Here is a 25,275-nt window from a genome sequence, read left to right on the forward strand (position 1 = left end):
ACTACTCACTAAATAGCCTCCCCCCTACTATAAATCCAAATTACGAACTAATTTTGCATTATCTTCAATGAATTTACGGCGTGGCTCTACCTTATCACCCATGAGGACACTAAAAATTTTATCCGCTTCAATGGAATCCTCTAAACTTACCTGTAAAATAGTACGATTTTCTGGATTCATCGTCGTTTCCCAGAGCTGCTCTGGATTCATTTCCCCAAGACCTTTATAGCGTTGAATCGTAATATTATCTCGTCCAATTTCATCTAATTTAGCTGCCATTTCAGCATCGCTATACACATACCAATGACCTTTACCTTTTTTAATTTGATAAAGTGGTGGCTGCGCAATATAAACGCGTCCTTCTTCAATCAACGGTTTCATATATCGATAGAAGAAAGTTAATAATAACGTACGAATATGAGCACCATCAACGTCCGCATCTGTCATGATAATAATCTTATGATAACGACTCTTAGCTAAATCAAATTCTTCCCCAATGCCAGTACCAAAGGCTGTAATCATTGAACGAATTTCATTATTTGCTAAAATTTTATCTAATCGTGCTTTTTCTACATTTAAAATTTTACCGCGCAATGGCAAAATAGCTTGATAACGGCGATCACGCCCTTGTTTAGCACTACCACCAGCGGAATCCCCTTCGACTAAATAAATTTCAGTCATCATAGGGTCTTTTTCAGAACAATCGGCTAATTTACCTGGTAATGAGCTAATTTCTAACGCATTTTTACGACGTGTTAATTCACGAGCTTTACGCGCTGCTTCACGAGCCCGATTAGCCGTAGTCGCCTTATCAATAATGCGTTTTGCTTCTGCTGGATGTTCTTCTAAGAATGTTTTAAGCCCTTCAGAAACAACCGTATCTGTAATCCCTTTTACTTCGCTATTCCCTAATTTAGCTTTTGTCTGTCCTTCAAATTGAGGATTTAAAACTTTAACACTAACAACAGCAGTTAAACCTTCACGAACATCATCACCAGATAAATTGCTTTCATTTTCCTTAATAAGGCCTGTTTTACGACCATAATCATTAAGGGTACGTGTTAAAGCACTACGGAAACCACTTAAATGAGTCCCCCCATCAATGGTGTTGATATTATTAACAAAGGATAATAGATTTTCACTATAGCCATCATTATATTGGAACGCTACATCCACCACTACATCGTCACGAGTATTTTCTACATCAATAACTGTTGGATTCACTAAATCTTTGTTTTCATTTAAAAATTCTACGAAAGAAACAATGCCACCTTCATACATAAAGCTTTCAACAATTGGTTCTTCTGCACGTTTATCAGTTAAGGTAATACGTAATCCCTTATTAAGGAATGCTAATTCTTGTAAGCGTGTACGTAGTACATTAAAGTCAAAAACAGTAGTTTCAAAAATATCTGCATCAGGCTTAAAAGTTACCGTAGTACCTGTGTCACTAGCTTCGCCAATTACTTTTAATGGTGATTTTAAATAGCCTCTTTCAAATGTAATTTCATGTTCTTTGCCATCTTGACGAACAGTAACAATAGTCCATTCACTCAATGCATTTACTACAGAAATACCAACACCATGGAGACCACCGGATACTTTGTAGCCGCCGCCACCAAATTTACCACCAGCATGTAATTTAGTTAAAACTAATTCAACAGCAGGTACACCAGTTTCATGCATGCCACAAGGAATACCACGCCCATCATCAATAACAGTAATACTATTATCTTCGTTAATATTTACTTCAATATGTGTACAATAACCTGCTAAGGCTTCGTCCACACTATTATCAACAACTTCATATACTAAATGGTGTAACCCTTTAGATGATGTACTACCAATATACATCCCTGGGCGACAACGTACCGCTTCCAGACCTTCTAAGACCTGTATATTATCGGCACTATAATTTTGTTCTGCCATTCCATATCCTCCCTATTTAGAGTAAATTACCTATATATCGTTAAATTTTATTTATTTAAAGATTTAACCTTAATTATACTCTATTTTTATCGTTTTGTGTATAAGCTAACAGGAATTCCTGTAGTAGCTCGCTGTAAACGACGTCCTACACCTGTAATTGACATGCTCAAACCATAAATAGCATTGACTGTTACTAAATAACTTTCAATGGGTTCATCTGGAAAAACGTGAATCACTTCACTATTTTGCCATTGTTTATTGCGGCGACGTCGTCCCTTTAAAAGCGGAATATCTTGAACTACCGCTACAATATCCTCAATAGATACACTATACGTATCTGATAAATGTACAAACATAAAACTTCCATCACTTTCTTAATCACATGATTACTTAATGTTGCTCATAATTAGCTCGTTTTTGTTCATATTGAAATCGCATTTTTTTTATTGCATTTTGGACAAACTCTTTCTCTAATTGTTGAGCTTTCTTATGGGTAATTAACATAAGTAACATATAAATATCATAATTATCATTCGATGCTTCACGAATAACCCGATTTCTAAAAAAATATACGCATTCTCTATGAGCTAACTGATACTCATGCATCGCACACTTAGGTATTTGTTTACATATATCCTCATACACTAAATATGGTTGTTCAAACAAAATGTCCTTTATTCTTTCAATATGTTGTCGATACTCATAATCAGCTTTTTCTTTAGCTTTTATAACACAACTTGTACATATTGTTTCCTCTGGACTTATTAAAGTGTCACAATGTACACACGTATGATATCCTTTAGACTTTAAATATTTAGTTTTCTTATATTGTTTTATCTGGGTTTCTCTAAATAAATCGCGAAGCGTTGGATCAGCAATAACGGCTACTACTTTATCTATAGCAGCTAATTCTTCATTACTAATTGGAATAGCCTCAAAATTTAATAAAGGTCTTTCATATTGCTCCGTTTTATGAGTAGTTCCATAATATACTTGCCTTTCATCCTTTATATAACTTTGTTTATACATAGAAAGCTGTATATCAGTAATAATCTCTTTACCATAATAAGCATTAATTTTTTGCAATAATTGACGCTTCATCATTTGCAATTGTTGTAAACAAGGAGAATTCAAAGCACTTACTTTAATAATAGGTGGCTCAATCCCTAATAATCGCGTTTGCTTGCCTAATAATGGACCAATTACCTTTGGCCAATCGTGATATAGACGCATAATAGCAAAGATTTGAAATACTTTAAATTGATTATATTTAGTATCTAAATGAGAATCATATTGTTTAAGCGCCTTATCTACTTTATAACCAACAGGACCTGCTGATCGATGGCTGTTAGTCAGAGAGTTTACATACTCAATCGTACTTTGTGGCATCTCTTTATTTTGATTATTAAACGCTTGATTTTCATTAGTATTTACATCTTCGCTATTCATGTGTTCACCGCCTTTCACAATTGATCAAAGCCACATCAGTTAAATGTTGTACTTCCTCTAAATCGGTAGTTGTTATAAATGTTTGAATTCGTTTATGAATAAATTGCAGTAAATTTTGTCGCCGTTCTTTATCAAGTTCACTTAATACATCATCTAATAATAAAATTGGATATTCACCAACTTCTGATTTGATATATTCTAATTCACTTAATTTAAGTGATAAAATAGCAGTTCGTTGTTGCCCCTGCGAACCAAAACGTTTTAAATCAATAGGACCTGAAAAAAATCCTAAATCATCTCGATGAGGGCCAAAGGAAGTACTCATACGATGACGATCTATCGGTAAATTATTTTGTAATTGATTATAAATAGCTTCTGGTTCAACTATATATAAACCATCAACTTGTTGCTGTTCATAAGTGAGTTTTAGATTTTCTTTACCGCCTGTTAAACGACGATTCATTAAATCTAACAATAAATTAAGTTTTCGCAAACTATCTAATCGTTTCTTTATAATAAAAGATCCTGTTTCAGCTAATTGATAATCCCATTCTGCTAATGATATATTTCGTTTGCCATAGGAATCTTTCAGCACCTTATTTCGTTGTTGCAATATTTTATTATACATGCGCAATTGCTGATAATATAAAGCACTGGTCTGTGAAATTTCTATATCTAAAAATCGCCGCCGTAAAGAAGGACTTCCTTTAATTAATTGCAAATCTTCTGGACTAAAAATAACAGTATTTAAAGTACCCATCAGTTCTTTTTGCAATATTTTATTCCCATTAAGACGAATATCTTTTTTTTCTTTACCACTTAACCGTAAATTGATTTTTTGTTTTGTTTCTTTTTTTATAAAATCCACAATAATACCAGCTTCAGTAGCTCCAAATTGTAATAAATCTTGCGTATCATTGGTACGATAGCTTTTGCCTATGGTACTAACATAAAGGGCTTCTAAAATATTGCTTTTGCCTACACCATTAGGCCCATAAAGGACAATAATATGTGATGGAAATGACCAACTAGCTTGTTCATAGTTACGAAAATTAACGAGTTCTAAGGAGTGAATATTCACTCGTCAGCCTCCTCTTTTATAACTAATAAAGTACCAATTCCCTGAATTTCTACAATATCATCAGGATATATTTTTTTTCGTTTTTCATGGCATATTTCACCATTAACAGTAATTTTTTGATCATCTAATAAAAATTTAACTTGTCCACCGGTCCCAATAATTTGCTCAAATTTTAATAATTGATCCAATTTAATATAAGGGGTATGAATTTCAACTTGAATTGGTTCCTTTTTAGTTTTCATAGGATCCTCCTAACTTAGTGCTTAATTAGTACGCACTGGTGTTACAACATAGGTATAATTTGGATTATCATCTTGACGAATAACAACAGGACCATTTTGTTTTAAGTATAAATGAATGCGTTCACCACTGCTATGACGTAAAATATCGCCAATATAACGACCATTGAAAGAAATCGTAAATGGTGTGCCATTAAATTCACATAATACTTCTTCTTTAGCCATACCAATTTCAGCATTTTGAGTAGATAAAGTAACTTCTTTATCATTCCAATCATAACGAATTACATTATAACTAGCATCTTTGGCTAATAATGATACACGATCAACAGCGCCAGCAAAATCACGGCTATTTAAAATAGCATTGGAGTCAAATTGAGAAGGAATAACTTTTTCATAATCTGGATATTGTCCTTCAATTAAACGGGAGAATAAATAAATAGTATCAAATAAGAATACTACATTAGTACGATTCCAGATAATACGAACCATAGTTGGTTGATCTGTTGGTAATAAACGGGATACTTCAGCTAATGTTTTAGTAGGTATTAAAATACGCATTGCTGTTGGAATAGCTTCAGTTAATGTAATCTTTTTAACAGCCATACGATGAGTATCTGTAGCTACCATGGTTAAGTTGGTACCTTCACCTTCTAATAAAGCGCCTGTAAAAATAGGACGATCATCATCACTAGCGGCTGCATAGTTGGTTAAATCAATCATTTGTTTAAATTGTTCACCATCTACATCAATATGATATTCATCATGGATTTGCTCAACTAAATTAAATTCACTAGCATCCATCATGATTAAATTAAATTGAGAGCTTTCAGAGTGCAATAATAATTGTTTAGTATCTTCATTGGATTCTAAAGTGATTGTATCAGTTGGTGTTTTACGAACCCATTCTTGAAAATAACGTGTACTAAGAACAATAGTGCCTTCTTCAATAATATTGGCATCTATAGTAATGCGAATGCCAATTTCATAATCATTAGCTTGCATTTCCACTTTACCGTTTTTAGTTGTTATATAAATAGCACCTGGTAAATTAGAGCTTGTTTTGTTTTGACTTACTTTGGCTAAAGCATTAAGTGCTTTTTGTAATGTGTCTTTTGAAAATTGAATTTTCATAGGTACTCCTTTACTAATACTGATGTGATTAAATTTTTAATTATTAGTAGTCTTAGTAGTAGGGATGGTGGATAAGTGGATAAGTCGTGGAAAGTAGCATTTTGAATAGGTTTTCCACATGCGTATAAATCTGTGAATGGAATTGTTAAGATATCCACATATAGACTTTATTTTCCAGCACTGTTTAAAAGTTGGAAGTTAAACACAAATTATAAACAGTTTATTCACAGAGTTATCCACACCCTTATAGTATTTACGTATGACCGTTTATTTTACTAATGATATCGCTTATCATACGCTTTAAATCAGCATTCTTTTCTAAATCTTCACTAATCTTAGTATAGGCATGAATAGCAGTAGTATGGTCTTTTTTACCAAAAGCTTGTGAAATTTGTGGATAACTTTCGTTAATTAGTTCACGACACAAGTACATGGCAATTTGACGAGGGTGAGCATACTGCTTATTTCGTTTTTGACCAACTAAGAGTTCTTTTTTGATTTTAAAATAGTCAGCAATAAAATCTTGAATATAGGTAATGGATAAAATAGTTTCTTTTGTTTCAGGAATTAAATCACGCAATACATAGCGCGCATATTCTACTGTAATTTGATCTAATTTTTGTTCCATTTCAGCGGCACTAATTAATTTAGTCAAGGCTCCTTGTAAATCACGAACACTGCGATTGTAATAGGTGGTGCCGAAGAAGCGAATGACTTCATTAGGAATACGCAGGTCTGGTAATAATTCTCGTTGTTTATCTACATAGGATTTTGTAATTGCCTCTAACGTTTCTGAATTTGGTGGTTCAATAGTAACGACTAAACCTGAATTGAATCGTGTTTTTAATCGATCTTCCATTTGATCCATATTTTGTGGCAATGTATCACTGGTTAATACAATTTGCTTTTTACTTTCTGTTAAGGCATTGAAAGTATGGAAAAATTCCATTTGTGTACCTGCATAGCGATTATCTTGAATGAATTGAATATCATCAATTAATAAGACATCTACTTTACGGAAGGTATTGCGGAATTCTTCGTTCTTTTTAAAACGGATAGCTTGAACAAATAAGTTTAAGAAATTTTCACTGGTAATACACATGATGCGTAATTCAGGATAACGACGTTTGATTTCGTTACCAATCGCATGCATTAGATGTGTTTTGCCTAGGCCTGATTTACCATAGATAAAGAACGGATTATAGCGAGTTGCTGGGTTTTCAGCAATATTTTGTGCTGCTACATAAGCCATTTGACTGGAACCACCAGGGATAAAGGTGTCAAAGGTGTAAGTTGGATTTAATTGCAAAATAGATTTATTATTAGCATTTAAAATTGTATTAGTATCAGTTGTTGCTACTTCTAAATGAGGAAATAAGGAATCAGACCCTATAGCTGGTTCTTCTGGAATATAAGGACGTTTACTATCCGTTCGATTCATTGGTGGTTGTGTTACAATTTGGATAGGTTCATCATATATAGGTGCTACTGGTTCACTGTTAGTGGATTCTTCCTTTTTTTGTGAAAAGCCAAAACGCTGAGCTAATTGATTATATCCATTTAGTTGTTGTTCATTATTTTGCGTATTGAATTGGTTAGTTGCATCTATATTAGTTTTTACTGCAGTTTCAGTATTAATTTGGTTCTCTAAATACGAATCATTTATTAGGGGTTCCTTATTTATAGGTGTTATTTGATCTGTAGCTACTGTCTGATTAGTACTTTCTGCTGTATATACTGGTATTCCTGCAGGTTCTGAAGGTTCACTGACAATGGTTGGTTCTTTATCACCAACTGTAGTGAGTATAATTGTGAGCGTAGAATTACTTTTTGATAAGCGTTGCCAAATATTATTAACGGAGTCACGAAATGCATTGTTTATCATCGGTTCTTTTTCGATGAAATCCCTAATATATGCTTGCATAGTCGTTAAGGTTAATGTTTTGCTAGCTTCATCTAAAGTGAGTGGTAATAATCTAAGAATGGTACTTTCTAAGATTTCTTTAGGCAATGTATTCTCAATGTCTTCACGCACTTTATTCCAAAAATCGTTGAGATTTATGTTTGACATACTATATCCTTCCTAGGTGTAACAAATTGTGAATAAGTGGATAAGTTAAATACCTATAACTGTGTATAAGTTCTTAGTTTATGGTAAAATAAGAAAAATAAAAAGGCTAACACCTTAGATAGACACTGACTTTATACGAAAGATGGAATGGCTGTGGATAATACGTGTATAAGTTGTGTATATCTTGTTGATAACCTGTGGTTAGATACTCACAATATGTTTGTCCTGATTTATTTTATCACTTAATATTTTATCAGAAAATGCATATCTTGTCATTGCTAGTTAAGGATATATCCATATTGTTACCTAGTTATCTAAAAATAGTAGTTGAGAATTTTAATATATACAATATAAGGTATATTATATATAATAAGGTAAATAAAATATAAGAGAATCCAGATAAGTATTGACATTATAAGGGTTTATATTTATAATTATGCTGTTATGGTATAAGTAATTACTAGACCAATCTCGAGGAGGTGTTTTATACATGAAACGTACATATCAGCCAAATACGCTTTGGAGAAAACGTACTCATGGTTTCCGTGAACGTATGAAGACTATTGGCGGTCGTCTTGTTTTAAAAAGACGTCGTGCTAAAGGCAGAAAGAAATTATCTGCATAATATAATAGCTTTTAGGCAGGAGAAAAAAACTTGGCGCTGCTGCCAAGTTTTTCTATTCATAATGGCATAGGAAGAAAGTATGAGTGAATTAACGTTTACCCTAGATAAAGAACGAAGAATTCGTAAAAATAATGAATATCGTCTTGTCTATAAACATGGCAATTATGAAGTAGGTCGCCTTTGTGTGATCTATCGTATGCCAGTAGCTAAGCAGCTAACTCGTATCGGTTTTGTTACGGGGAAAAAGGTTGGTGGCGCTGTGGAACGTAATCGTGCTCGACGTTTAATGAAAGAGGTCTATCGCCTTAATCAGCATGCCATTAGAGAAGGGTATGCCATTGTAGTCGTAGGCCGTGCTCGTATGGCCGAAGCTACCTATGAGCAGGCGCGTAAAGAAATGATGTATCTTTTTAAGAAAAGTAAATTATTGAAAAATAGTGATGCTTAGAAAAGAGGACATTTATGAAACGCCTTGTATCCCTATTAATGGGCGCATTAAATTGGATTTTCATTGGATTGGTGCAATTTTATCGCTATGGAATCTCTCCATTGAAGCCTAAAACTTGTCGATTTTATCCCTCATGTTCGACGTATACCTTGGAAGCATTACGCAAATATGGACCTTTTAAAGGCAGTTATTTAGGAATTCGGCGCATTTTACGTTGTCATCCTTTTAATCCGGGTGGTTACGATCCACTTCCGTAATAACACAAATTTGGAAATGTCAAAGTGTCTGTATGGATGAAATATAGACCATACCATAACATATATAGACACGCAAAGGCCATTTGTATTCGTCATCAATACTCGTAAGGAGAAGACTATTGGAAATTTTTCAGGTATTAGTTGATTTTATGCGAACCTTGCTTACGTATTGCTATAATCTTACGCAAGCAGTTGGGTTCCCAAGCTATGGTATAGCGATTATCATTTTGACCATTGCTATTAAAGCTGTTTTAGCACCATTAACGGCGAAGCAGGTTAAATCCATGAAGGGCATGCAGAAGTTGCAGCCTAAAATGAAAGAAATTCAAAAGAAATATAAGAATGATCCACAGCGGGCACAACAAGAAATTGCTAAGATGTATAAAGAATTAGGGGTTAATCCTTTATCTGGTTGTTTGCCATTACTTGTGCAAATGCCATTCTTAATTGCTATTTTCTATGCCTTACAAGGGTATCCATATGATCCAGCGTATGAAAGCTTCTTATGGTTGCCAAGTTTAGGTGAAGCGGATCATTTGTATATTTTACCTGTTTTGAGTGCTCTTTCTACATTTGTAATGAGTAAACAAACAGCTGGTGATAATTCTGGTGTAGCAGCAGGGCAACAGAAAGTAATGCAAATTTTCATGCCTTTATTCATTGGTTACATCAGTTTAAATTTCCCAAGTGGTTTGGTTATTTACTGGGTTGTATCAAATGTATTCCAAATGATTCAGCAATTCTTTATCTATCGCAATGATAATAAGGAGGCTTAATTATGGATTATATTGAAATTTCGGCAAAAACTATCGAAGAAGCTGTAGCTAAAGGAACGGCACAGCTTAAAGAAGATGGTAAAGTAGTGGCTGATACTAAAGTATTAGAACAGCCATCCAGTGGCTTTTTAGGCATTGGTCGTCGTGATGCGTTAGTGCGTTTATACTTTGAAGAAGCCCCAGTAACAGAAAAAATAGCGCAAGCTATTGATGAAACAGTTGCTGTAGTGGAAGAAAAAGTAGAAGCTACTGTAGAAGAAGTAAAAGTAGCTGTAAATGAAGCAGAAGCAAAAGTGGCTGAAGTTGTTGAATCAACAGTAACTGCAGCTGATGAAGTAGCTACTGAAGTAGTGGCAGCTGTAAAACCACAGCGTGAAGCGATTTCAAAAGAAGAACAAATCCGCATAGCTGATAAAGGTAAACAATTCTTACAAGATATGTTTGCTAAAATGGGCTTAACTGTGCAGATTGAAAAAATGATGACAGCTGATAAAATTACCTTCCAAATTCATGGTGAAGAATTAGGCATATTGATTGGTAAACATGGTCAAACTTTGGATGCTATTCAGTATTTAACTAATTTAGTGGCCAACAAAGAAGTAGCGGGTCATTGCCATATTGTGGTAGATGTGGAAAATTATCGAGCTCGTCGTGAAGAAACGTTAATGAATTTAGCAAAACGTTTAGCTTCAAAGGTTAAACGAAATCGTCAAAAAATTTCGTTAGAACCAATGAGTGCGTTTGAACGTAAAATTATTCATTTAACGCTTCAAAATGAACCACATATTGTGACTGATAGTGAAGGTGAAGAACCATATCGTCACGTAGTCATTGCTTATAAACGATAAGCTATGTGCGAGTCATAAAACCCGATCTATGATCGGGTTTTATTTTTACTATGATTTATGATGTTTTAATTGTTAAATACGAAAGTTAATTATACATTGTAATATCGTTGCTATAAGGAGCAAACCATGTATACAGAAGATACGATTGCTGCTATTGCTACGCCCCCTGGTATTGGTGGTGTAGGAATTATTCGAGTGAGTGGCACTCGTTGCTTTGAAATAGTGAGCTCATTATTTCAAGCTAAGGGAACCGTACCTTTAGAAAAACGGCCGAATCGAACCATTCAATATGGTCATATTATAGATCCTCAGAAAGACAATGAAGTGCTGGATGAGGTATTACTTTTAATTATGCGAGGTCCTCAATCATTTACAGCTGAGGATGTGATAGAAATACAGTGCCATGGCGGTATCGTGGTGGTGCGTGAAATTTTGAAAGTATTGCTTCGCCAAGGGGCCCGCTTAGCGGAGCCTGGAGAATTTACGAAACGAGCTTTTTTAAATGGCCGTATCGATTTAACACAGGCAGAAGCTATTATAGATATTATTGAAGCAAAATCAGAGCAATCCTTATCTGTAGCTGTTAAACAATTGGATGGTACGTTAGCTCAATTAATTCGTACTATTCGTGAAGATTTAATTGCTTTAATTGCTCATTTAGAAGTGGCTATTGATTATCCAGAAGAAGATATTGAAGAACTTACGATGGATGAAACAGCGGCTAAATTGCGACCAATTTTAGGACAAATTGATAATTTATTGGCTATGGCTAATCGAGGGCGTCTATTGCGTGATGGTATAGTTACAGCCATTGTAGGTCGTCCTAATGCGGGCAAATCAAGTTTGATGAATGCTTTATTACGTGAAAACCGAGCCATTGTTACGGATGTACCAGGAACGACTCGCGATAGTATTGAAGAAGCTATTACGATTGAAGGAATTCCTGTACGTTTGATTGATACAGCAGGGATTCGTGAAACCGATGATATTGTAGAAAAAATCGGAGTTGATCGTGCAAAAGAGTATTTAGAATCAGCACAAATCGTAGTTTGTGTTATTGATGCTTCAAAGCCATTAACAGCGGAAGAAGAAGTGATGCTACGAAGTACTTCAGGAAAAAATACGATAGTCTTTCTTAATAAAGCGGATAAAGGGGCTGTTATTACAGAATCTACAGTAAGTGATTATGGTGAATTTACTGTAATTGCTACTATTAGTGCAGCTAATGGAGAAGGTATGGACGTGTTAGCAGAAGCTGTAAAACAATTAGTTTATGGTGGCACTGTTCAAAATGAATCCACTGCTTTATTAAGTAATGTTCGTCATATTACATTGATGGAACAAGCAAAAAGCCAATTAGAAACTTCTTTGTCAACGATTGAATCAGGATTACCAGTTGATTTTGTAGTAACTGATATGCGTGAAGCTTGGGAGCGTTTAGGGGATATTACAGGGGATAGTTTACGAGAATCTATGGTAGATGAGCTATTTAGTCGATTCTGCTTAGGTAAATAAGATAGCCTCGCAAGAGGGATAGGAGATAGTATGTACACAGTTGATACGTATGATATTATTGTCATTGGTGGTGGTCATGCTGGTTGTGAAGCAGCACTTGCTACAGCTCGTATGGGACAACGCACGTTAATGGCAACCCTTAATTTAGATAATATTGCCCTTATGCCATGTAATCCAGCCGTAGGTGGACCAGGTAAAAGTCATTTAGTTTATGAATTAGATGCTTTAGGTGGTCAAATGGCTATTAATGCAGATGCTACAGCTATACAAATGCGTATGCTTAACACTGGTAAAGGGCCAGCCGTTCATTCGTTACGAGCACAATCAGATAAAGTAGCTTATCAACGTTTAATGAAAGAGACGCTAGAAAACACAGATAATCTAAATGTAAAGCAAATTATGGTCAATGAATTGCTTATTGAAGATGGTAAAGTGAAAGGAATTTTAAGTGAACTAGGTGAAGTATATGAAGCAAAGGCTATCATACTTTGCACTGGTACTTACTTAAAAGGTAAAATTATTACAGGCGAATTGACCTATACAGGTGGTCCTAATGGACAGCGTACGGCTGAATTATTATCAGATTCTTTACGTAAGCATGGCATTGAATTAATGCGTTTTAAAACGGGCACACCAGCTCGTGTAGATAAGCGTACTTTGACTTTAGAGCATATGACGGAACAACCAGGGGATGGCATGTATCGCTCATTCTCCTTTATGTCTGATTGGACAAATCGCAATGAACAAGTATGTTGGTTGACATATACGAGTGAAGAAACGCATGATATTATTCGTGCTAATTTAAACAGAGCCCCTATGTATACAGGTATCATTGAAGGTACAGGCCCTCGCTATTGCCCTTCTATTGAAGATAAGGTAGTGCGTTTCAGTGATAAGAATCGCCATCAATTATTTGTTGAGCCAGAAGGTAATCATACTAATGAAATGTATGTTCAAGGTATGAGTACAAGTTTGCCAATTGATGTGCAATACAAATTCTTGCGTACAATTCCAGGCCTTGAAGGGGTTGAAATTATGCGTCCTGCTTATGCTATTGAATACGATTGCTTAAATCCTTTGCAATTGACTCCAGCTTTGCAGGTTAAATCCATTAAAGGTTTATATTCTGCAGGACAAGCTAATGGCACTTCTGGTTATGAAGAAGCAGCTGCTCAAGGTTTAATGGCTGGTATTAATGCAGCTTTATACTTACAGGGTAAAGAGCCATTCATTTTATCGCGTTCAGAAGCGTATATTGGTGTATTAATTGACGATTTAGTAACTAAAGGGACGAAAGAACCGTATCGCATGATGACAAGTCGAAGTGAATATCGTTTATTATTACGTCAAGATAATGCGGATATGCGTTTAACTGAAAAAGGCTATGAAATTGGCCTTGTTACAGAAGAACGATATGCTCGTTTTAAAGCAAAGAAAGCCTTAATTGAACAAGGATTAGCTGAATTACAAAATACGCCAATTAATCCATCAACTGAAGTACAGGCTAAATTAGAAGCTATGGGAACAGCGCCTATTAAGACTGGTATTAAAGCATTTGATTTAGTAAAACGTAATGAGTTATCGTATGGTGATGTAGCGGAATCATTCAATTTATCCCGTTATACGCCAGATGTGGAAGAAGAAATCGACATTATGATCACTTATGATGGTTATATTAAAAAACAAATGGAACAAGTGGCTAAAGTGCGAAAATTAGAAGAAAAGATTATTCCCGCTGATTGGGACTATGAGACTATGAAGGGCATTTCCTTAGAAGCGAAACAGAAATTAGCACAAATTAAACCTCATTCCATTGGCCAAGCTAGTCGTATTTCTGGTGTTTCACCAGCGGATGTATCTGTATTGTTGATTCAATTAGAGCAATATCGTCGTGAACAACAATCCTAGGAGGGTCTATGAACTTTACTGATAATTTAGCTGTTCAATTAGAAGCTGCTGGTTTTAAGGCAACCGCAAAGCAGTTGGGACAATTTAATACATTTTATGAAATGCTTATAGAGACCAATAAAAGCTTAAATTTAACGGCTATTACAGATCCTCATGAAGTAGCAGTAAAGCATTTTGTAGACTCTTTAACAGCATTAGATACTGTTTCCGATGAAACAGCAAAGGTCCATACTACTGATGGAGCAATTCAACATACTACAAACTCTTTAATTGGTGTAGTATTTAAAGAAGGCGCTAAGTTGTTAGACCTGGGGACAGGCGCTGGTTTTCCAGGCATTCCATTAGCTATTATGCGTCCTGATTTAAAAATTACTTTATTTGATTCCTTACAAAAGAGACTTACTTTTTTAGAGTCAGTTATTACAGCGTTAGACTTATCTAATGTCATAACTTTACATGGTCGTGCTGAAGACATGAGTCATACTTTAGATCATCGAGGGATTTATGATATTGTAACCAGTCGTGCGGTTGCTAGATTACCTATTTTATTAGAATGGGCATTGCCTTATGTGAAACAGAATGGTTACATGGTAGCTTTAAAAGGGGCTGCTTATGAAGAGGAAATAGGCGAAGCAAAGAAAGCTTTACAAGTATTAAAAGGCGAAATTGCTAATATGAAGCCGGTTCAATTACCGACGTTAACAGATAAGCGAGCAATTATTTATACACGTAAAACAGGTGTTACGCCTAAGCAGTATCCTCGAAAACCAAAAGAGATTAAGTTAAAACCGTTAGTATAATTAAATAGATAATAGAATAGATGGTTGAGTAAATAATAGCCTAAATAACTAAATATAATTGGACAAATAATATAAAACCCCTGTGTTGAAGGTTTTACCTATAACAAAGTGTATTTTTTACATATAGGTGAAACCCTGCATACTCAGGGGTTTTTCTTGACAATCTATAGTGTAGACGGTATTCTATTTTTATATGTTAGCCTTATCAAGAGCGATGGAGGGACTTGGCCCAATGATATCCGGCAACCAGCAATAGCAAGGTGCTACTTCCAACAGGAAACTGATAGATAAGGAGAGATCCTCTATCTAAGTTAGATAGAGGTTTTTTTTAGATAGAGGAGATGTGCGTATGGCAATTTATAATGGACGTTTACCACAAATTGATATAGATGAAGCCACACGCTATGCAGGTTTGCAGAAGGCCAAAGAGTTTCCAAAAGAATATGTCAAAGAGGCTTGTTTAGAAGTTCAATTGGTGGCAGATCCTAGCGGTGTATATGAAGCTTATGAATATGATGCTAAACAGGGGCTGATTAAGAGTAATCCACCACTTCAAATTGAAGGAAGTTCTATTCGTGAGCATTTAGGCAATGCTACTAAAGTCTATGTTATGGCAGTTACCCTTGGTGAAGATGTAGAATTACGCAGTGCTGAATTATTTAAGGACGGTAATTATACACTGGGGTTATTGATGGATGCAGCGGCTACGGCAGCAGTAGAACAAGTAGCTAATCAAGTCAATGAAGTAATACAGCAAGAAGCTGAAAAAGCTGGATATAAGACAACTTGGCGTTTTAGTCCTGGATATGGTAATTGGGATTTAACAGTACAAAAGGACTTAGCCCGTATTATAGGTGCTGAAAAAATTAATGTATCAGTGACTGATAGTTTTTTATTATTTCCGAGAAAATCAGTGACTGCTATTATCGGTTGTATGCCTAATGATGAAGAGGTATTAACTAAGCGAGGTTGTACATCTTGTGCTCAAGTAAATTGTATATCACGAAAAATATGAGTATATGAGTATCAAAATGTAAGATTAGTATAGGGATAAATTAGAGAGATGAGGCGATAGTATGTATATTTTTGATGGTGCTATGGGCACAATGTTACAACAATCAGGGCTAGTAGAAGGGGAATGTCCTGAATTATTTAATGTGAATCAACCAGATATAGTGACGGCTATTCATAAAGCATATTTACAAAGTGGTAGTGATATCATAACAACCAATACATTTGGTGCGTGTAGTTTAAAATTAGTTGATTATGGCTTAGCTCATAGAGTTAAGGATATAAATACAGCAGCTGTAAAAGTAGCCAAACAAGCTATAGCATCAGTTAAAAAAGAGGCTAAAGTGGCAGGATCTATGGGACCTACAGGTCAATTTATAGAACCTTTGGGACAAATTAGTTTTGATGAAGTCTATAATTCTTATTATGAACAAGCTCTTGCTTTAATTGAAGCAGGTGTGGACTTTATTATTATTGAAACTATTATTGATATACAGGAAATGCGGGCTGCTTTATTAGCGGCTCTTGATGCGCGTAAAACTCTTAATAAAACAAAAGAAGAAGTGGGTGTTATCTGCCAATTTTCATTTAATGAAGATGGCCGAACTATTACAGGTACACCACCAGAAGTAGCGGCTATTACAGTAGAAGCTATGGGCGCTGATGTAGTAGGTATTAATTGTTCCTTGGGACCTGAGCAATTAATTCCTTTAGTAGAACGGTTAGCATCGGTTACTAATTTGCCTATAAGTGCTCAACCTAATGCAGGTATGCCTAAATTAGTCGGTAAAGAAACGATATTTCCTTTATCACCGGTTGAAATGGGCGAATATGTACCGGCTTTAATAGATGCTGGGGCTACCTTTTTAGGTGCTTGTTGTGGTAGTACATCAGCACATATTAGTGAAATTGCAAAGGCAGCTCATAGCCATACACCTAAAGAGAGAATGACTGTAGCGCCATTTACAGTCTTTACTAGTCGTACTAATTTTGTAAAAGTTGGCCATAAGGAAAAACCAATTATTATTGGAGAACGCATTAATCCAACTGGGCGGAAGGTATTAGCTAAAGAGATTAAAGAAGGTCGTTTTGCTATGGTGAAACGAGATGCTTTAGCACAAGTGGCAGCTGGTGCTGATGTGTTGGATGTAAATATGGGTGTACCTGATATAGATGTAGCTGCTACTATGAAACGGGCTATTATGGAATTAACAATGCTAGTAGATGTGCCTTTATCAATTGATACTATAGATTCAGCCGCTATGGAAGCAGGTTTAAAAGCATATCCAGGTCGTCCTTTGATTAATTCTGTGAATGCAGAACCAGAACAACTAGAACGTGTATTGCCTTTAGCTAAGCGGTATGGAGCTGCAGTGCTTTGTTTACCTTTAGGAAAAGGTGATTTACCAGTTGTGGCTGAAGAGCGCGTTGCTTTGGCCAAAGAAATTGTTTTGGCAGCTTATGAAGTTGGTTTACGCAGTGAAGATTTATTACTTGATCCATTAGTGCTTACCTTGGCTAGTGGTCAAGATAGTGCTATACAGACCTTGCGTACGCTAGCCATGTATAAAGAAACTTTTGGTTTTCCTACAGTTATGGGTTTGTCTAATGTATCCTTTGGACTGCCACAGCGACCGTATTTAAATAGTCAATTCTTAACGATGGCTTTATCACATGGATTAACAGCACCTATATTAAACCCTTTAAATAGCACTGTTAAAAAAGCGTTTATAGCGGGACGTACTTTATTAGGTTTTGATCCAGCAGCCGCCGAATTTATTGCTGATTATGGTCAAGATGAAGAAGCTATGCCAATTGGTATTGTGACAGCTAATAAAATAGAAAAAGCAGTATTTAATAGTGAGGATCCTCTAGAAAATATTAAGCATGCTGTAGAGCAAGGGGAAAAAGAATTAGTTATTGAATTAGTGGAACAAGCGTTAGCAGAGGGACTTGATCCTTTAAAAATTACTAAGCAGGCTTTATCTGAAGCAATGAATGTAGTGGGGGATAAATTTGGCAGCGGTAAGGTGTTTTTGCCACAAGTTATGCTAGCTGCAGAGGCTATGCAAGGTGCTTTTCAGACTATTAAACGTGTACTACCTGAAAATGATGGACTTACACGAGCTACAGTTATAGTGGCTACAGTTAAAGGTGATATTCATGATTTAGGTAAAAATATAGTAGCTGCTTTGTTAGAAAATAATGGCTATCGTGTAGTTGATTTAGGTAAAGATGTAGATCCAAGTGAAATTGTAGCCGCTGTTAAACGAGAAAATGCATCCGTCGTTGGAATTTGTTCATTAATGACTACAACCATGCCTATGATAGATGTGACGATTAAGGCTATTCATGAAGCTGGTTTACCATCTAAAGTTATTGTTGGGGGTGCTGTATTGACACAGGACTATGCAACGAAAGCAGGCGCTGATAGGTATGCTAAAGATGGTATTAGTGCAGTGAATATTGTGAAAGAATTATTAGGCGATGATTAATATGTATTTGTTAGTTATATATTAAGCTATATTTTATTAGAAAAGAGTAGATAGGAAATAGAGTTTAGAGAGAGTTGGGGATAGTATGGTAAGATCATTACGAGATAAACATAAAGTGGGTCAATTCACAATTACTGTTGAATTAGACCCACCTAAGAGTGCTTCTGTAACAAAGACGTTTAAGGAAGCAGCTCAATTAATTGATAAAGTTGATGCTATTAATATTGCAGATTGTCCGATGGCAAAATTGCGTATGAGTCCTATAGCTTTAGCTCATTTAATAAAATTCCGAGCCCAGATAGATACAATTTTTCACTTAACTTGTCGTGACCGTAATATTTTAGGTTTGCAAGCTGAATTATTAGGGGCGGCTGCCTTGGGGGTTAATAATATATTGACTCTTACTGGTGATGAGCCTTCACGAGGCGATCATCCTGAGGCAAAGGCTGTATTTGAAGTTGATTCCATGGGACTATTACAGATTGCCCATACATTAAATAAAGGTTTTGATTTAGCAGGTAATCCTTTAGATGAAGCCACTAATTTTTATATTGGTACTACCGGTAATCCTGGGGCGGACGATTTAGAAGAGGAAAAAGCTAAGCTTATTCGTAAAATAGAGGCAGGAGCCAACTTTATTCAGACACAACCTATTTATGATTTAGAGAAGGCAAAACGTTTTGTAGATATGATTTCGCCCTTAGGAGTGCCCGTGATGTTGGGCTTAATTCCTCTGAAAAGTTTTAAAATGGCAAATTACTTACATACAAAGGTGCCAGGCATTTCTTTGACGGAAGATATTTTAAAACGTATGGAAGAGGGTGGCAAAGAAGCGGGGTTAGAGATTGCCTTAGAAACATTATTGGAGATAAAGAACATTGCTCAGGGCGTTCATATTATGCCTCTTAATGATATTCAGACGGTCCTTTACCTTATTGATCATATATAAATTATGGAATTAAATTGAATATAATTTTATTAGTTTTTTCGTTCTTGTTAGCTTTTATTAGGTTTTTATTGATTTGCCTCCTTTAAAATATAAGTTTTAAGGGAGGCTAATTTTATAAATGTTTCACGTGAAACATTTATAAAATAGAATTGAAGGGGAAGAACGTATGAAAATTGATAAAGATACGATTGAAATTTGAAAAATTTAATGTTTCACGTGAAACATTTTTATTAAAACGGTGAAATTATTGTATTTTACAAGTTTTTATCTGGTGAGTATGGTATAATATTTTGTGTGTTTAATATTAAGAAACTGAGGTGAGCCTGTGGGAAAGATTATAGCAATTACTAATCAAAAAGGTGGCGTAGGAAAAACAACGACATCGGTTAATTTAAGTGCTTGTATTGCCAAATTGGGCAAAAAAGTTCTGCTTATAGATATGGATCCACAGGGCAATGCTTCGAGTGGTCTTGGTATTGATAAAGATAATTTAGATACTTGTATTTATGATGTACTAATTAATGGCATGGCTGTAGGAGAGGTAGTTGTTCCTACAGCTATTAAAAAGCTTAAAATTGCACCGGCATCGATTGATTTAGCTGGCGCTGGTGTTGAATTAGTTGGTTTACCAAAGCGTGAATACATTTTGAAAAAAGCTTTAAAATCAATTAAAGATGATTATGATTATATATTTATCGACTGTCCCCCATCCTTAGATTTGCTTACATTAAATGCTTTAGTTGCAGCTAATGGTGTTTTGATTCCTATACAGAGTGAATTTTACGCTTTGGAAGGGGTAAGCCAGTTGATGAATACTATTAATTTGGTAAAAAAATCCTTAAATGAAAAATTGGACGTAGAAGGTGTTTTATTAACCATGTTTGATGGACGTACTAATTTATCCATTCAAGTGGCTGATGAAGTTAAAAAATATTTTACGACCAAAGTATATAAGACAATTATTCCTCGTAATGTGCGTTTGAGTGAAGCACCTAGTTATGGTGAGCCGATTATTATTTATGATCCTAAGTCTAAAGGGGCCGAAGTATATATGAAGTTAGCGAAGGAGGTCTTGAAAAATGGCTAGAGATACTAAGAAAAAAGGTGGCCTAGGTAGAGGTGTTCTTTCGCTAATGCCACAAGCTGATGCTAAAGAGGTATTGGTTAGTGAGGAAATAAAAAATAAGCAAACCGGGCTAGTAGAATTAGCCCTGACAGATATTACACCAAATCCAAATCAGCCACGGCGTCATTTTTTAGAAGATGAAATGGCTACATTAGTAGAGTCAATAAAACAGCATGGCTTAATTCAGCCTATTGTGGTGAGTAAGCAGGGAGATATATATCAAATTGTAGCTGGTGAACGTCGTTGGCGGGCAGCTCAATTAGCTGGTTTTACCACTATTCCTGTAGTTATTAAAGATTACAGTTCAGAACAAATTACAGAAATTGCATTAGTTGAAAATCTACAGCGTCAAGATTTAGACCCTGTAGAAGAAGCGTATGCGTATAAGCGGTTGATGGAAACGTTTAAAAAGACGCAAGAGGAAATAGCTAGCCGTCTTGGACGAAGTCGTTCTCATGTGGCTAATATGGTACGTCTTTTAAATTTACCAGATTTTGTGTTGGTGGAATTATCGGTAGGAGATATTACTATTGGCCAAGCAAGACCTTTGTTAAGTTTAAAAAATAAAGAGTTACAGAAAGAAGCGTTGCAGTTAATTAAAGAGAAAGAATTAACGGCAAGACAAGTAGAAACTCTAGTTAAGAAGTTATTAGAGGATAAGCAGCAACAGGGACAAAAAGCTAAGCAAAACCCACATAATACAGCTGAATTACGAGCGATTATGGATCGTTTAAAGGTAAGTTTAGGTATGCCTGTAGATATAAAAGTAAAAGTAGGTAAAAAAGTACAAGGGAAGATGGAGATAGCCTTTAAAAATGAAGAAGAACTGGCTTATCTTATCGAATATTTAGAGGCCCAAGGGATGGGTGAAGTTAAGGGAGCTTCCCCTGCACACGATGAATCTGAGGATATAGGTTCAATTTCATTTCACGTTTAATGCGTATAATAGAGGCAGGTAGTAAGAAGCGATGACAACAATGGAACAAACGCCAAAAGCTAATAGAGTTCATATCGGATTTTTTGGACGGTGTAATGCAGGTAAATCAACCTTGATTAATATGTTAACAGGGCAACCTATAGCTCTTGTTTCTGATGTAGCAGGGACAACAACAGACCCAGTGAGTAAGGCTATGGAAATTTTGCCATTAGGGCCTGTTGTTATTACAGACACCGCAGGTGTAGATGATACATCAGAATTAGGTCCTTTGCGCATTGGTAAGACGAAAGAGTTATTGCCACGCATAAATATGGCGGTGTATGTGTTAAAAACAGATGCAGCACCTAGTGAAGCTGATATAGCTTGGCTTAGTTTGTTACAAGCAAAAAAAGTGACTACCTTATTGGTACTTAATGAAGTCGATGCCATTGATGGTGATACCTATATGGCGCAAAATGCTGATGTATTGCGTGATTTTAAGCTTCCTTATATAAGTGCAAATTTATTACATAAGGAGCAACAAGGGGCAATTTTAAATCAATTAGGCTCTATGCGACCTAAAGATCAAGAGGAACAGAGTCTATTAGCTGGCTTAGTAGAACCTCATGATTTAATTGTATTAGTTTGCCCTATTGATGCAGCGGCACCTAAAGGTCGGCTTATTTTACCGCAAGTACAAATGATTCGTGAAATTTTAGATGCTCATGGTATGAGTTTAGTTGTTCAAACGGAAGAAGTAGCAGCTTCGTTAGCTAAATTAGGAGTTAAACCTAAATTAGTTATTACAGATTCGCAGGCTTTTGAAGCCGTAGCGGCACAAGTGCCAGAGGATATTCCATTAACTTCTTTTTCAATTTTAATGGCCCGTTTTAAAGGGGATTTGAAAACCTTAGCAGCTGGTGTTAAAGCGGTGAAAGAACTAAAAAGTGGTGCAAAAGTTCTGATTAGTGAAGGTTGTACCCATCATCGTCAATGTGATGATATTGGTAGTGTAAAAATTCCACGCTGGCTTAAGCAAGCTGGTCATGAAAATTTAGACTTGCAATGGACTAGCGGTGGTGCATTTCCAGATGATGTACGGTCTTTTGATTTAATTATTCATTGTGGCGCTTGTATGTTGACTCGTCGTGAAGTATTGCGGCGTTTAGAAGTTTCACAAGAACAAGGTGTGCCAATTGTAAATTATGGCGTGCTAATTGCGTCATTACATGGTATACTAGACCGTGCCCTTAGTCCCTTTGCGGCTGAATTATAACATTGTAAATTCATTATATTCGTATAATTTAAAATAGAAAGGCAAATCATGTTAGAAAATATGCAACTTTGGATCGTCATTGGTGGCGGTTTATTACTCATTGTATTATTTCTTTATTGCCTCGTATTGCAGAGTAAAATAAATTCGCTTAGTAAACGATATGAATATTTTATGCGCGGCGAAAATGGCAGTAGTTTAGAACGGAAATTATCCGTGGAAATTAAAGAGTTGCGCGATGCTGCCGAATCCATTGAAAATTTATTTCAACAGCAACAAGCAATTCAAACAACACAACATAACACATTTCAAAAGATTGGCTTTGTTAAATATAATGCCTTTGAAAATATTGGCAATGATTTATCCTTTTCCGTTACTTTATTAGATGGAAATAATAATGGGATTTGTATATCTAGTGTATACGGTCGTAGTGAATCACGTATTTTTAGTAAACCTATTGTAAAAGGTAAAAGTTTGGCAAGCCTTTCACAAGAAGAAATGGAAAGTTTACAAGAAGCACTAGGTACAAAGAGTAATGAAGAAGCGTTGATTAGTGCTTCGGTGGTTAAATAAAAGATAGGATGTGGTGATAGTATGAAACTACCAGGCTTTTTGGCACAGCAGGTGCAAAGTCAGGGCGATTCGTACACGCTGCAAATGACTAAAAAACAATTTCGTTTAGTAGTTGGCATTATTGTTGCTATTGTAGTGGTAGCCCTTATATTTGGTATTTGGGGGATTTCACGACAAGCAGAGGTAATGCAACTTCGTCAACAAACACAATTGCAAACTGAACAATTAAAGTTATTGCAGCAAAAGACAGAAATTTTAGATAAGAAGATGGAATCTCTTGATCAATTAGACAAGGAGATTCGTCAAATGGTAAAGGGTTCTGAAAGCGGTACTATACCACAAGGTGGTGGGGAAGCTCAGACGCCTACGACAAGTAGTGATAAAGAAGAGCCTGGCGGTGCTAGTTCAGTAGCCGCAAGCTCTAATCCAACTTCAGTAACGAGTTTATCAGCTAAATTATCCCACTTAGATAGGGTAGCACAACAACGAATGGCTTCATTTTATATGTTGCGTAATATTTTACGTGATGGAGCGGGCCAAAATATTCGTGATTTGCAGTCTGTAGCGTTTGCTTCTAATAATCCTGGGGCTACAACTACAATGCCTTCAATTTGGCCAACTAAAGGGGTTATTACCTCTAGTTTTGGTGGTCGTGTTGATCCTGTATATGGTGGGGCAGCCACTCATGAAGGATTGGATATTGCTAATGATTATGGCACACCAATTATGGCAACAGCGGCAGGTACGGTTACTTTTGCTGGTAGTACAAGTGGCGGCTATGGTAATTTAGTTGAAATTGATCATGGCAATGGTTTCGTCACTCGTTATGGTCATACATCGGTGGTATTAGTGCATGAAGGTATGCAAGTAAAACAAGGGGATACGGTAGCTTTAATGGGGAGTACTGGAAAGAGCACCGGCAGTCATTTGCACTATGAAGTGAATATTAATGGTGTAGCGGTAGATCCTATGTTATTCTTGCCCATTCAATAATTAATAGTATGTATTTTAATTTCTATAGTGCCTTAAGGTGTTGTAAGAGATATTTAATTAGTAATTTAAAGCAATGAATGCTGAAGTCATGTAAAATGGGCATGACTTCAGCATTATTTTTTTGAAATATACCCTTTTTATATAACGCGAAACAAACAGATGTGGTAAAATAATAATATATGATTATATTGAGGAGGTCTATGATGAATACGTATGTGCAAGTCTATACGGGTGATGGTAAAGGTAAAACGACAGCAGCCATGGGTCTTGCTATTCGTGCTTTAGGGGCAGGTAAAAAAGTTTTATTTTTACAATTTATGAAATCTAAAGTATATAGTGAACATAATATTTTACCAAACTTACCAAATATGACCTTAGAAACGGTAGGTAAGCCGTTTTTCATTATTCAAGAAGGGGTAAAATCAAAAGAAGAATTAGCTCGCTGGGGTGATGAAGTAGTGGTATTTCCTGTAGGTAAGCCACCGGCAGATTATGTAGCATTAATCGCTAAAGGTATGGAGCGCGCTAAAGAAGCAATTTCCTCAGGTGAATATGATTTAGTAGTTCTCGATGAATATGTAATGGCTTTATTCTTTGATTTAATTACGCGAAAAGAGACAGAAGATTTATTGGCTCATCGTTCATCGAATACAGAAGTTGTATTTACAGGGCGAGGCGCCCCTGATTGGCTCATTGAAACAGCCGATTTAGTTACTTCTATGGAAGAAGTGAAACATTATTACCAACAAGGTGTGTTAGCACGTTTAGGTATTGAAAACTAAATAGAAGATTTTTTGATAAAATAAAGGATTTTCTTATTCTCATGGAGAATATTTAAAAGAATGCCTTTTTGAGGATA

General features: G+C 35.7%; 24 protein-coding genes and 1 riboswitch. Of the genes, 17 read left to right on the forward strand and 7 right to left on the reverse strand.

Annotation, left to right across the window (positions count from 1 at the left end; genetic code table 11):
• Positions 1-27: 27 nt before the first annotated feature.
• From gyrB to dnaA, 7 genes are all read right to left on the reverse strand, one after another.
• Positions 28-1,929, reverse strand: coding sequence for a DNA topoisomerase (ATP-hydrolyzing) subunit B (gene gyrB, locus NFR44_RS05395; protein WP_251441695.1), 1,902 nt, complete (start codon positions 1,927-1,929; stop codon positions 28-30).
• Positions 1,930-2,015: 86 nt separating this feature from the next.
• Positions 2,016-2,285: a hypothetical protein gene (locus NFR44_RS05400; RefSeq protein WP_251441698.1), complete on the reverse strand. Its 270-nt coding sequence runs from the start codon at positions 2,283-2,285 to the stop codon at positions 2,016-2,018.
• A 34-nt stretch (positions 2,286-2,319) separates the two neighbouring features.
• Entirely contained in the window at positions 2,320-3,378 is a 1,059-nt protein-coding gene (locus NFR44_RS05405) for a DciA family protein (RefSeq protein ID WP_251441700.1), read from the reverse strand.
• Positions 3,379-3,382: 4 nt separating this feature from the next.
• On the reverse strand, positions 3,383-4,459 hold the full coding sequence (gene recF, locus NFR44_RS05410) for a DNA replication/repair protein RecF (RefSeq protein WP_251441703.1): 1,077 nt from the start codon (positions 4,457-4,459) through the stop codon (positions 3,383-3,385).
• Positions 4,456-4,701: an RNA-binding S4 domain-containing protein gene (locus tag NFR44_RS05415; protein ID WP_251441705.1), complete on the reverse strand. Its 246-nt coding sequence runs from the start codon at positions 4,699-4,701 to the stop codon at positions 4,456-4,458. Before NFR44_RS05415 ends, recF begins: the two co-directional genes overlap by 4 nt.
• Positions 4,702-4,722: 21 nt before the next feature.
• Positions 4,723-5,832 carry a DNA polymerase III subunit beta gene (dnaN, locus tag NFR44_RS05420; RefSeq protein WP_251441707.1) on the reverse strand — a complete coding sequence of 370 codons (1,110 nt, stop codon included), beginning with the start codon at positions 5,830-5,832 and terminating at the stop codon, positions 4,723-4,725.
• 253 nt (positions 5,833-6,085) lie between these two features.
• A complete protein-coding gene (gene dnaA / locus NFR44_RS05425) occupies positions 6,086-7,903 on the reverse strand; it encodes a chromosomal replication initiator protein DnaA (RefSeq protein WP_251441709.1) in 1,818 nt (605 codons plus the stop codon).
• Positions 7,904-8,393: 490 nt separating this feature from the next.
• Between dnaA and rpmH the strand changes: the two genes are divergently transcribed.
• From rpmH to NFR44_RS05510, 17 genes are all read left to right on the forward strand, one after another.
• Positions 8,394-8,528: a 50S ribosomal protein L34 gene (rpmH, locus tag NFR44_RS05430; protein ID WP_006555255.1), complete on the forward strand. Its 135-nt coding sequence runs from the start codon at positions 8,394-8,396 to the stop codon at positions 8,526-8,528.
• A 79-nt stretch (positions 8,529-8,607) separates the two neighbouring features.
• Positions 8,608-8,976: a ribonuclease P protein component gene (gene rnpA / locus NFR44_RS05435; RefSeq protein ID WP_251441710.1), complete on the forward strand. Its 369-nt coding sequence runs from the start codon at positions 8,608-8,610 to the stop codon at positions 8,974-8,976.
• A 14-nt stretch (positions 8,977-8,990) separates the two neighbouring features.
• Complete coding sequence (yidD, locus tag NFR44_RS05440) at positions 8,991-9,233, forward strand: membrane protein insertion efficiency factor YidD (RefSeq protein ID WP_251441711.1); 243 nt, start codon at positions 8,991-8,993, stop codon at positions 9,231-9,233.
• Positions 9,234-9,352: 119 nt separating this feature from the next.
• A complete protein-coding gene (locus tag NFR44_RS05445) occupies positions 9,353-10,009 on the forward strand; it encodes a YidC/Oxa1 family membrane protein insertase (protein WP_371875191.1) in 657 nt (218 codons plus the stop codon).
• Positions 10,010-10,011: 2 nt separating this feature from the next.
• Complete coding sequence (gene jag, locus NFR44_RS05450) at positions 10,012-10,857, forward strand: RNA-binding cell elongation regulator Jag/EloR (protein WP_251441712.1); 846 nt, start codon at positions 10,012-10,014, stop codon at positions 10,855-10,857.
• Positions 10,858-10,983: 126 nt separating this feature from the next.
• Positions 10,984-12,372, forward strand: a complete 1,389-nt coding sequence (gene mnmE, locus NFR44_RS05455) for a tRNA uridine-5-carboxymethylaminomethyl(34) synthesis GTPase MnmE (RefSeq protein ID WP_251441717.1) — start codon at positions 10,984-10,986, stop codon at positions 12,370-12,372.
• Between the two features lie 30 nt (positions 12,373-12,402).
• Complete coding sequence (mnmG, locus tag NFR44_RS05460) at positions 12,403-14,280, forward strand: tRNA uridine-5-carboxymethylaminomethyl(34) synthesis enzyme MnmG (protein WP_251441719.1); 1,878 nt, start codon at positions 12,403-12,405, stop codon at positions 14,278-14,280.
• A gap of 8 nt (positions 14,281-14,288) precedes the next feature.
• A complete protein-coding gene (rsmG, locus tag NFR44_RS05465) occupies positions 14,289-15,080 on the forward strand; it encodes a 16S rRNA (guanine(527)-N(7))-methyltransferase RsmG (protein ID WP_251441721.1) in 792 nt (263 codons plus the stop codon).
• A 199-nt stretch (positions 15,081-15,279) separates the two neighbouring features.
• A riboswitch (SAM riboswitch) is annotated at positions 15,280-15,374 on the forward strand.
• 55 nt (positions 15,375-15,429) lie between these two features.
• Positions 15,430-16,095, forward strand: coding sequence for a vitamin B12 dependent-methionine synthase activation domain-containing protein (locus NFR44_RS05470; RefSeq protein WP_251441723.1), 666 nt, complete (start codon positions 15,430-15,432; stop codon positions 16,093-16,095).
• Between the two features lie 61 nt (positions 16,096-16,156).
• A complete protein-coding gene (locus tag NFR44_RS05475; protein ID WP_251441733.1) occupies positions 16,157-18,586 on the forward strand; it encodes a homocysteine S-methyltransferase family protein in 2,430 nt (809 codons plus the stop codon).
• An 85-nt stretch (positions 18,587-18,671) separates the two neighbouring features.
• The gene (locus NFR44_RS05480) at positions 18,672-19,535 is read left to right on the forward strand and encodes a methylenetetrahydrofolate reductase (RefSeq protein ID WP_251441735.1); all 864 of its coding nucleotides are present in this window, start codon (positions 18,672-18,674) and stop codon (positions 19,533-19,535) included.
• Positions 19,536-19,860: 325 nt separating this feature from the next.
• Positions 19,861-20,622 (forward strand): ParA family protein, encoded by a 762-nt coding sequence (locus tag NFR44_RS05485; protein WP_251441737.1) that lies wholly within the window; start codon positions 19,861-19,863, stop codon positions 20,620-20,622.
• Complete coding sequence (locus NFR44_RS05490) at positions 20,615-21,598, forward strand: ParB/RepB/Spo0J family partition protein (RefSeq protein WP_251441739.1); 984 nt, start codon at positions 20,615-20,617, stop codon at positions 21,596-21,598. Before NFR44_RS05485 ends, NFR44_RS05490 begins: the two co-directional genes overlap by 8 nt.
• Before the next feature lie 40 nt (positions 21,599-21,638).
• Positions 21,639-22,853: a [FeFe] hydrogenase H-cluster maturation GTPase HydF gene (hydF, locus tag NFR44_RS05495; protein ID WP_251442446.1), complete on the forward strand. Its 1,215-nt coding sequence runs from the start codon at positions 21,639-21,641 to the stop codon at positions 22,851-22,853.
• Positions 22,854-22,901: 48 nt separating this feature from the next.
• Positions 22,902-23,423, forward strand: coding sequence for a DUF4446 family protein (locus NFR44_RS05500; protein WP_251441741.1), 522 nt, complete (start codon positions 22,902-22,904; stop codon positions 23,421-23,423).
• 21 nt (positions 23,424-23,444) lie between these two features.
• Complete coding sequence (locus NFR44_RS05505; protein WP_251441742.1) at positions 23,445-24,416, forward strand: M23 family metallopeptidase; 972 nt, start codon at positions 23,445-23,447, stop codon at positions 24,414-24,416.
• Between the two features lie 203 nt (positions 24,417-24,619).
• Positions 24,620-25,198 carry a cob(I)yrinic acid a,c-diamide adenosyltransferase gene (locus NFR44_RS05510; protein ID WP_251441743.1) on the forward strand — a complete coding sequence of 193 codons (579 nt, stop codon included), beginning with the start codon at positions 24,620-24,622 and terminating at the stop codon, positions 25,196-25,198.
• The last annotated feature ends 77 nt before the right edge of the window (positions 25,199-25,275 follow it).

It is taken from the genome of Veillonella intestinalis, from assembly GCF_943193155.1.
GTDB lineage: Bacteria > Bacillota > Negativicutes > Veillonellales > Veillonellaceae > Veillonella_A > Veillonella_A intestinalis.

Bases quoted from the DNA above. Each gene is read 5' to 3' on its own strand.
- gyrB (WP_251441695.1), bottom strand. From the start codon at position 1,929: ATGGCAGAACAAAATTATAGTGCCGATAATATACAGGTCTTAGAAGGT.
- NFR44_RS05400 (WP_251441698.1), bottom strand. From the start codon at position 2,285: ATGTTTGTACATTTATCAGATACGTATAGTGTATCTATTGAGGATATT.
- NFR44_RS05405 (WP_251441700.1), bottom strand. From the start codon at position 3,378: ATGAATAGCGAAGATGTAAATACTAATGAAAATCAAGCGTTTAATAAT.
- NFR44_RS05415 (WP_251441705.1), bottom strand. From the start codon at position 4,701: ATGAAAACTAAAAAGGAACCAATTCAAGTTGAAATTCATACCCCTTAT.
- dnaN (WP_251441707.1), bottom strand. From the start codon at position 5,832: ATGAAAATTCAATTTTCAAAAGACACATTACAAAAAGCACTTAATGCT.
- dnaA (WP_251441709.1), bottom strand. From the start codon at position 7,903: ATGTCAAACATAAATCTCAACGATTTTTGGAATAAAGTGCGTGAAGAC.
- rpmH (WP_006555255.1), top strand. From the start codon at position 8,394: ATGAAACGTACATATCAGCCAAATACGCTTTGGAGAAAACGTACTCAT.
- rnpA (WP_251441710.1), top strand. From the start codon at position 8,608: ATGAGTGAATTAACGTTTACCCTAGATAAAGAACGAAGAATTCGTAAA.
- yidD (WP_251441711.1), top strand. From the start codon at position 8,991: ATGAAACGCCTTGTATCCCTATTAATGGGCGCATTAAATTGGATTTTC.
- jag (WP_251441712.1), top strand. From the start codon at position 10,012: ATGGATTATATTGAAATTTCGGCAAAAACTATCGAAGAAGCTGTAGCT.
- mnmE (WP_251441717.1), top strand. From the start codon at position 10,984: ATGTATACAGAAGATACGATTGCTGCTATTGCTACGCCCCCTGGTATT.
- mnmG (WP_251441719.1), top strand. From the start codon at position 12,403: ATGTACACAGTTGATACGTATGATATTATTGTCATTGGTGGTGGTCAT.
- rsmG (WP_251441721.1), top strand. From the start codon at position 14,289: ATGAACTTTACTGATAATTTAGCTGTTCAATTAGAAGCTGCTGGTTTT.
- NFR44_RS05470 (WP_251441723.1), top strand. From the start codon at position 15,430: ATGGCAATTTATAATGGACGTTTACCACAAATTGATATAGATGAAGCC.
- NFR44_RS05475 (WP_251441733.1), top strand. From the start codon at position 16,157: ATGTATATTTTTGATGGTGCTATGGGCACAATGTTACAACAATCAGGG.
- NFR44_RS05480 (WP_251441735.1), top strand. From the start codon at position 18,672: ATGGTAAGATCATTACGAGATAAACATAAAGTGGGTCAATTCACAATT.
- NFR44_RS05490 (WP_251441739.1), top strand. From the start codon at position 20,615: ATGGCTAGAGATACTAAGAAAAAAGGTGGCCTAGGTAGAGGTGTTCTT.
- hydF (WP_251442446.1), top strand. From the start codon at position 21,639: ATGGAACAAACGCCAAAAGCTAATAGAGTTCATATCGGATTTTTTGGA.
- NFR44_RS05500 (WP_251441741.1), top strand. From the start codon at position 22,902: ATGTTAGAAAATATGCAACTTTGGATCGTCATTGGTGGCGGTTTATTA.
- NFR44_RS05505 (WP_251441742.1), top strand. From the start codon at position 23,445: ATGAAACTACCAGGCTTTTTGGCACAGCAGGTGCAAAGTCAGGGCGAT.
- NFR44_RS05510 (WP_251441743.1), top strand. From the start codon at position 24,620: ATGAATACGTATGTGCAAGTCTATACGGGTGATGGTAAAGGTAAAACG.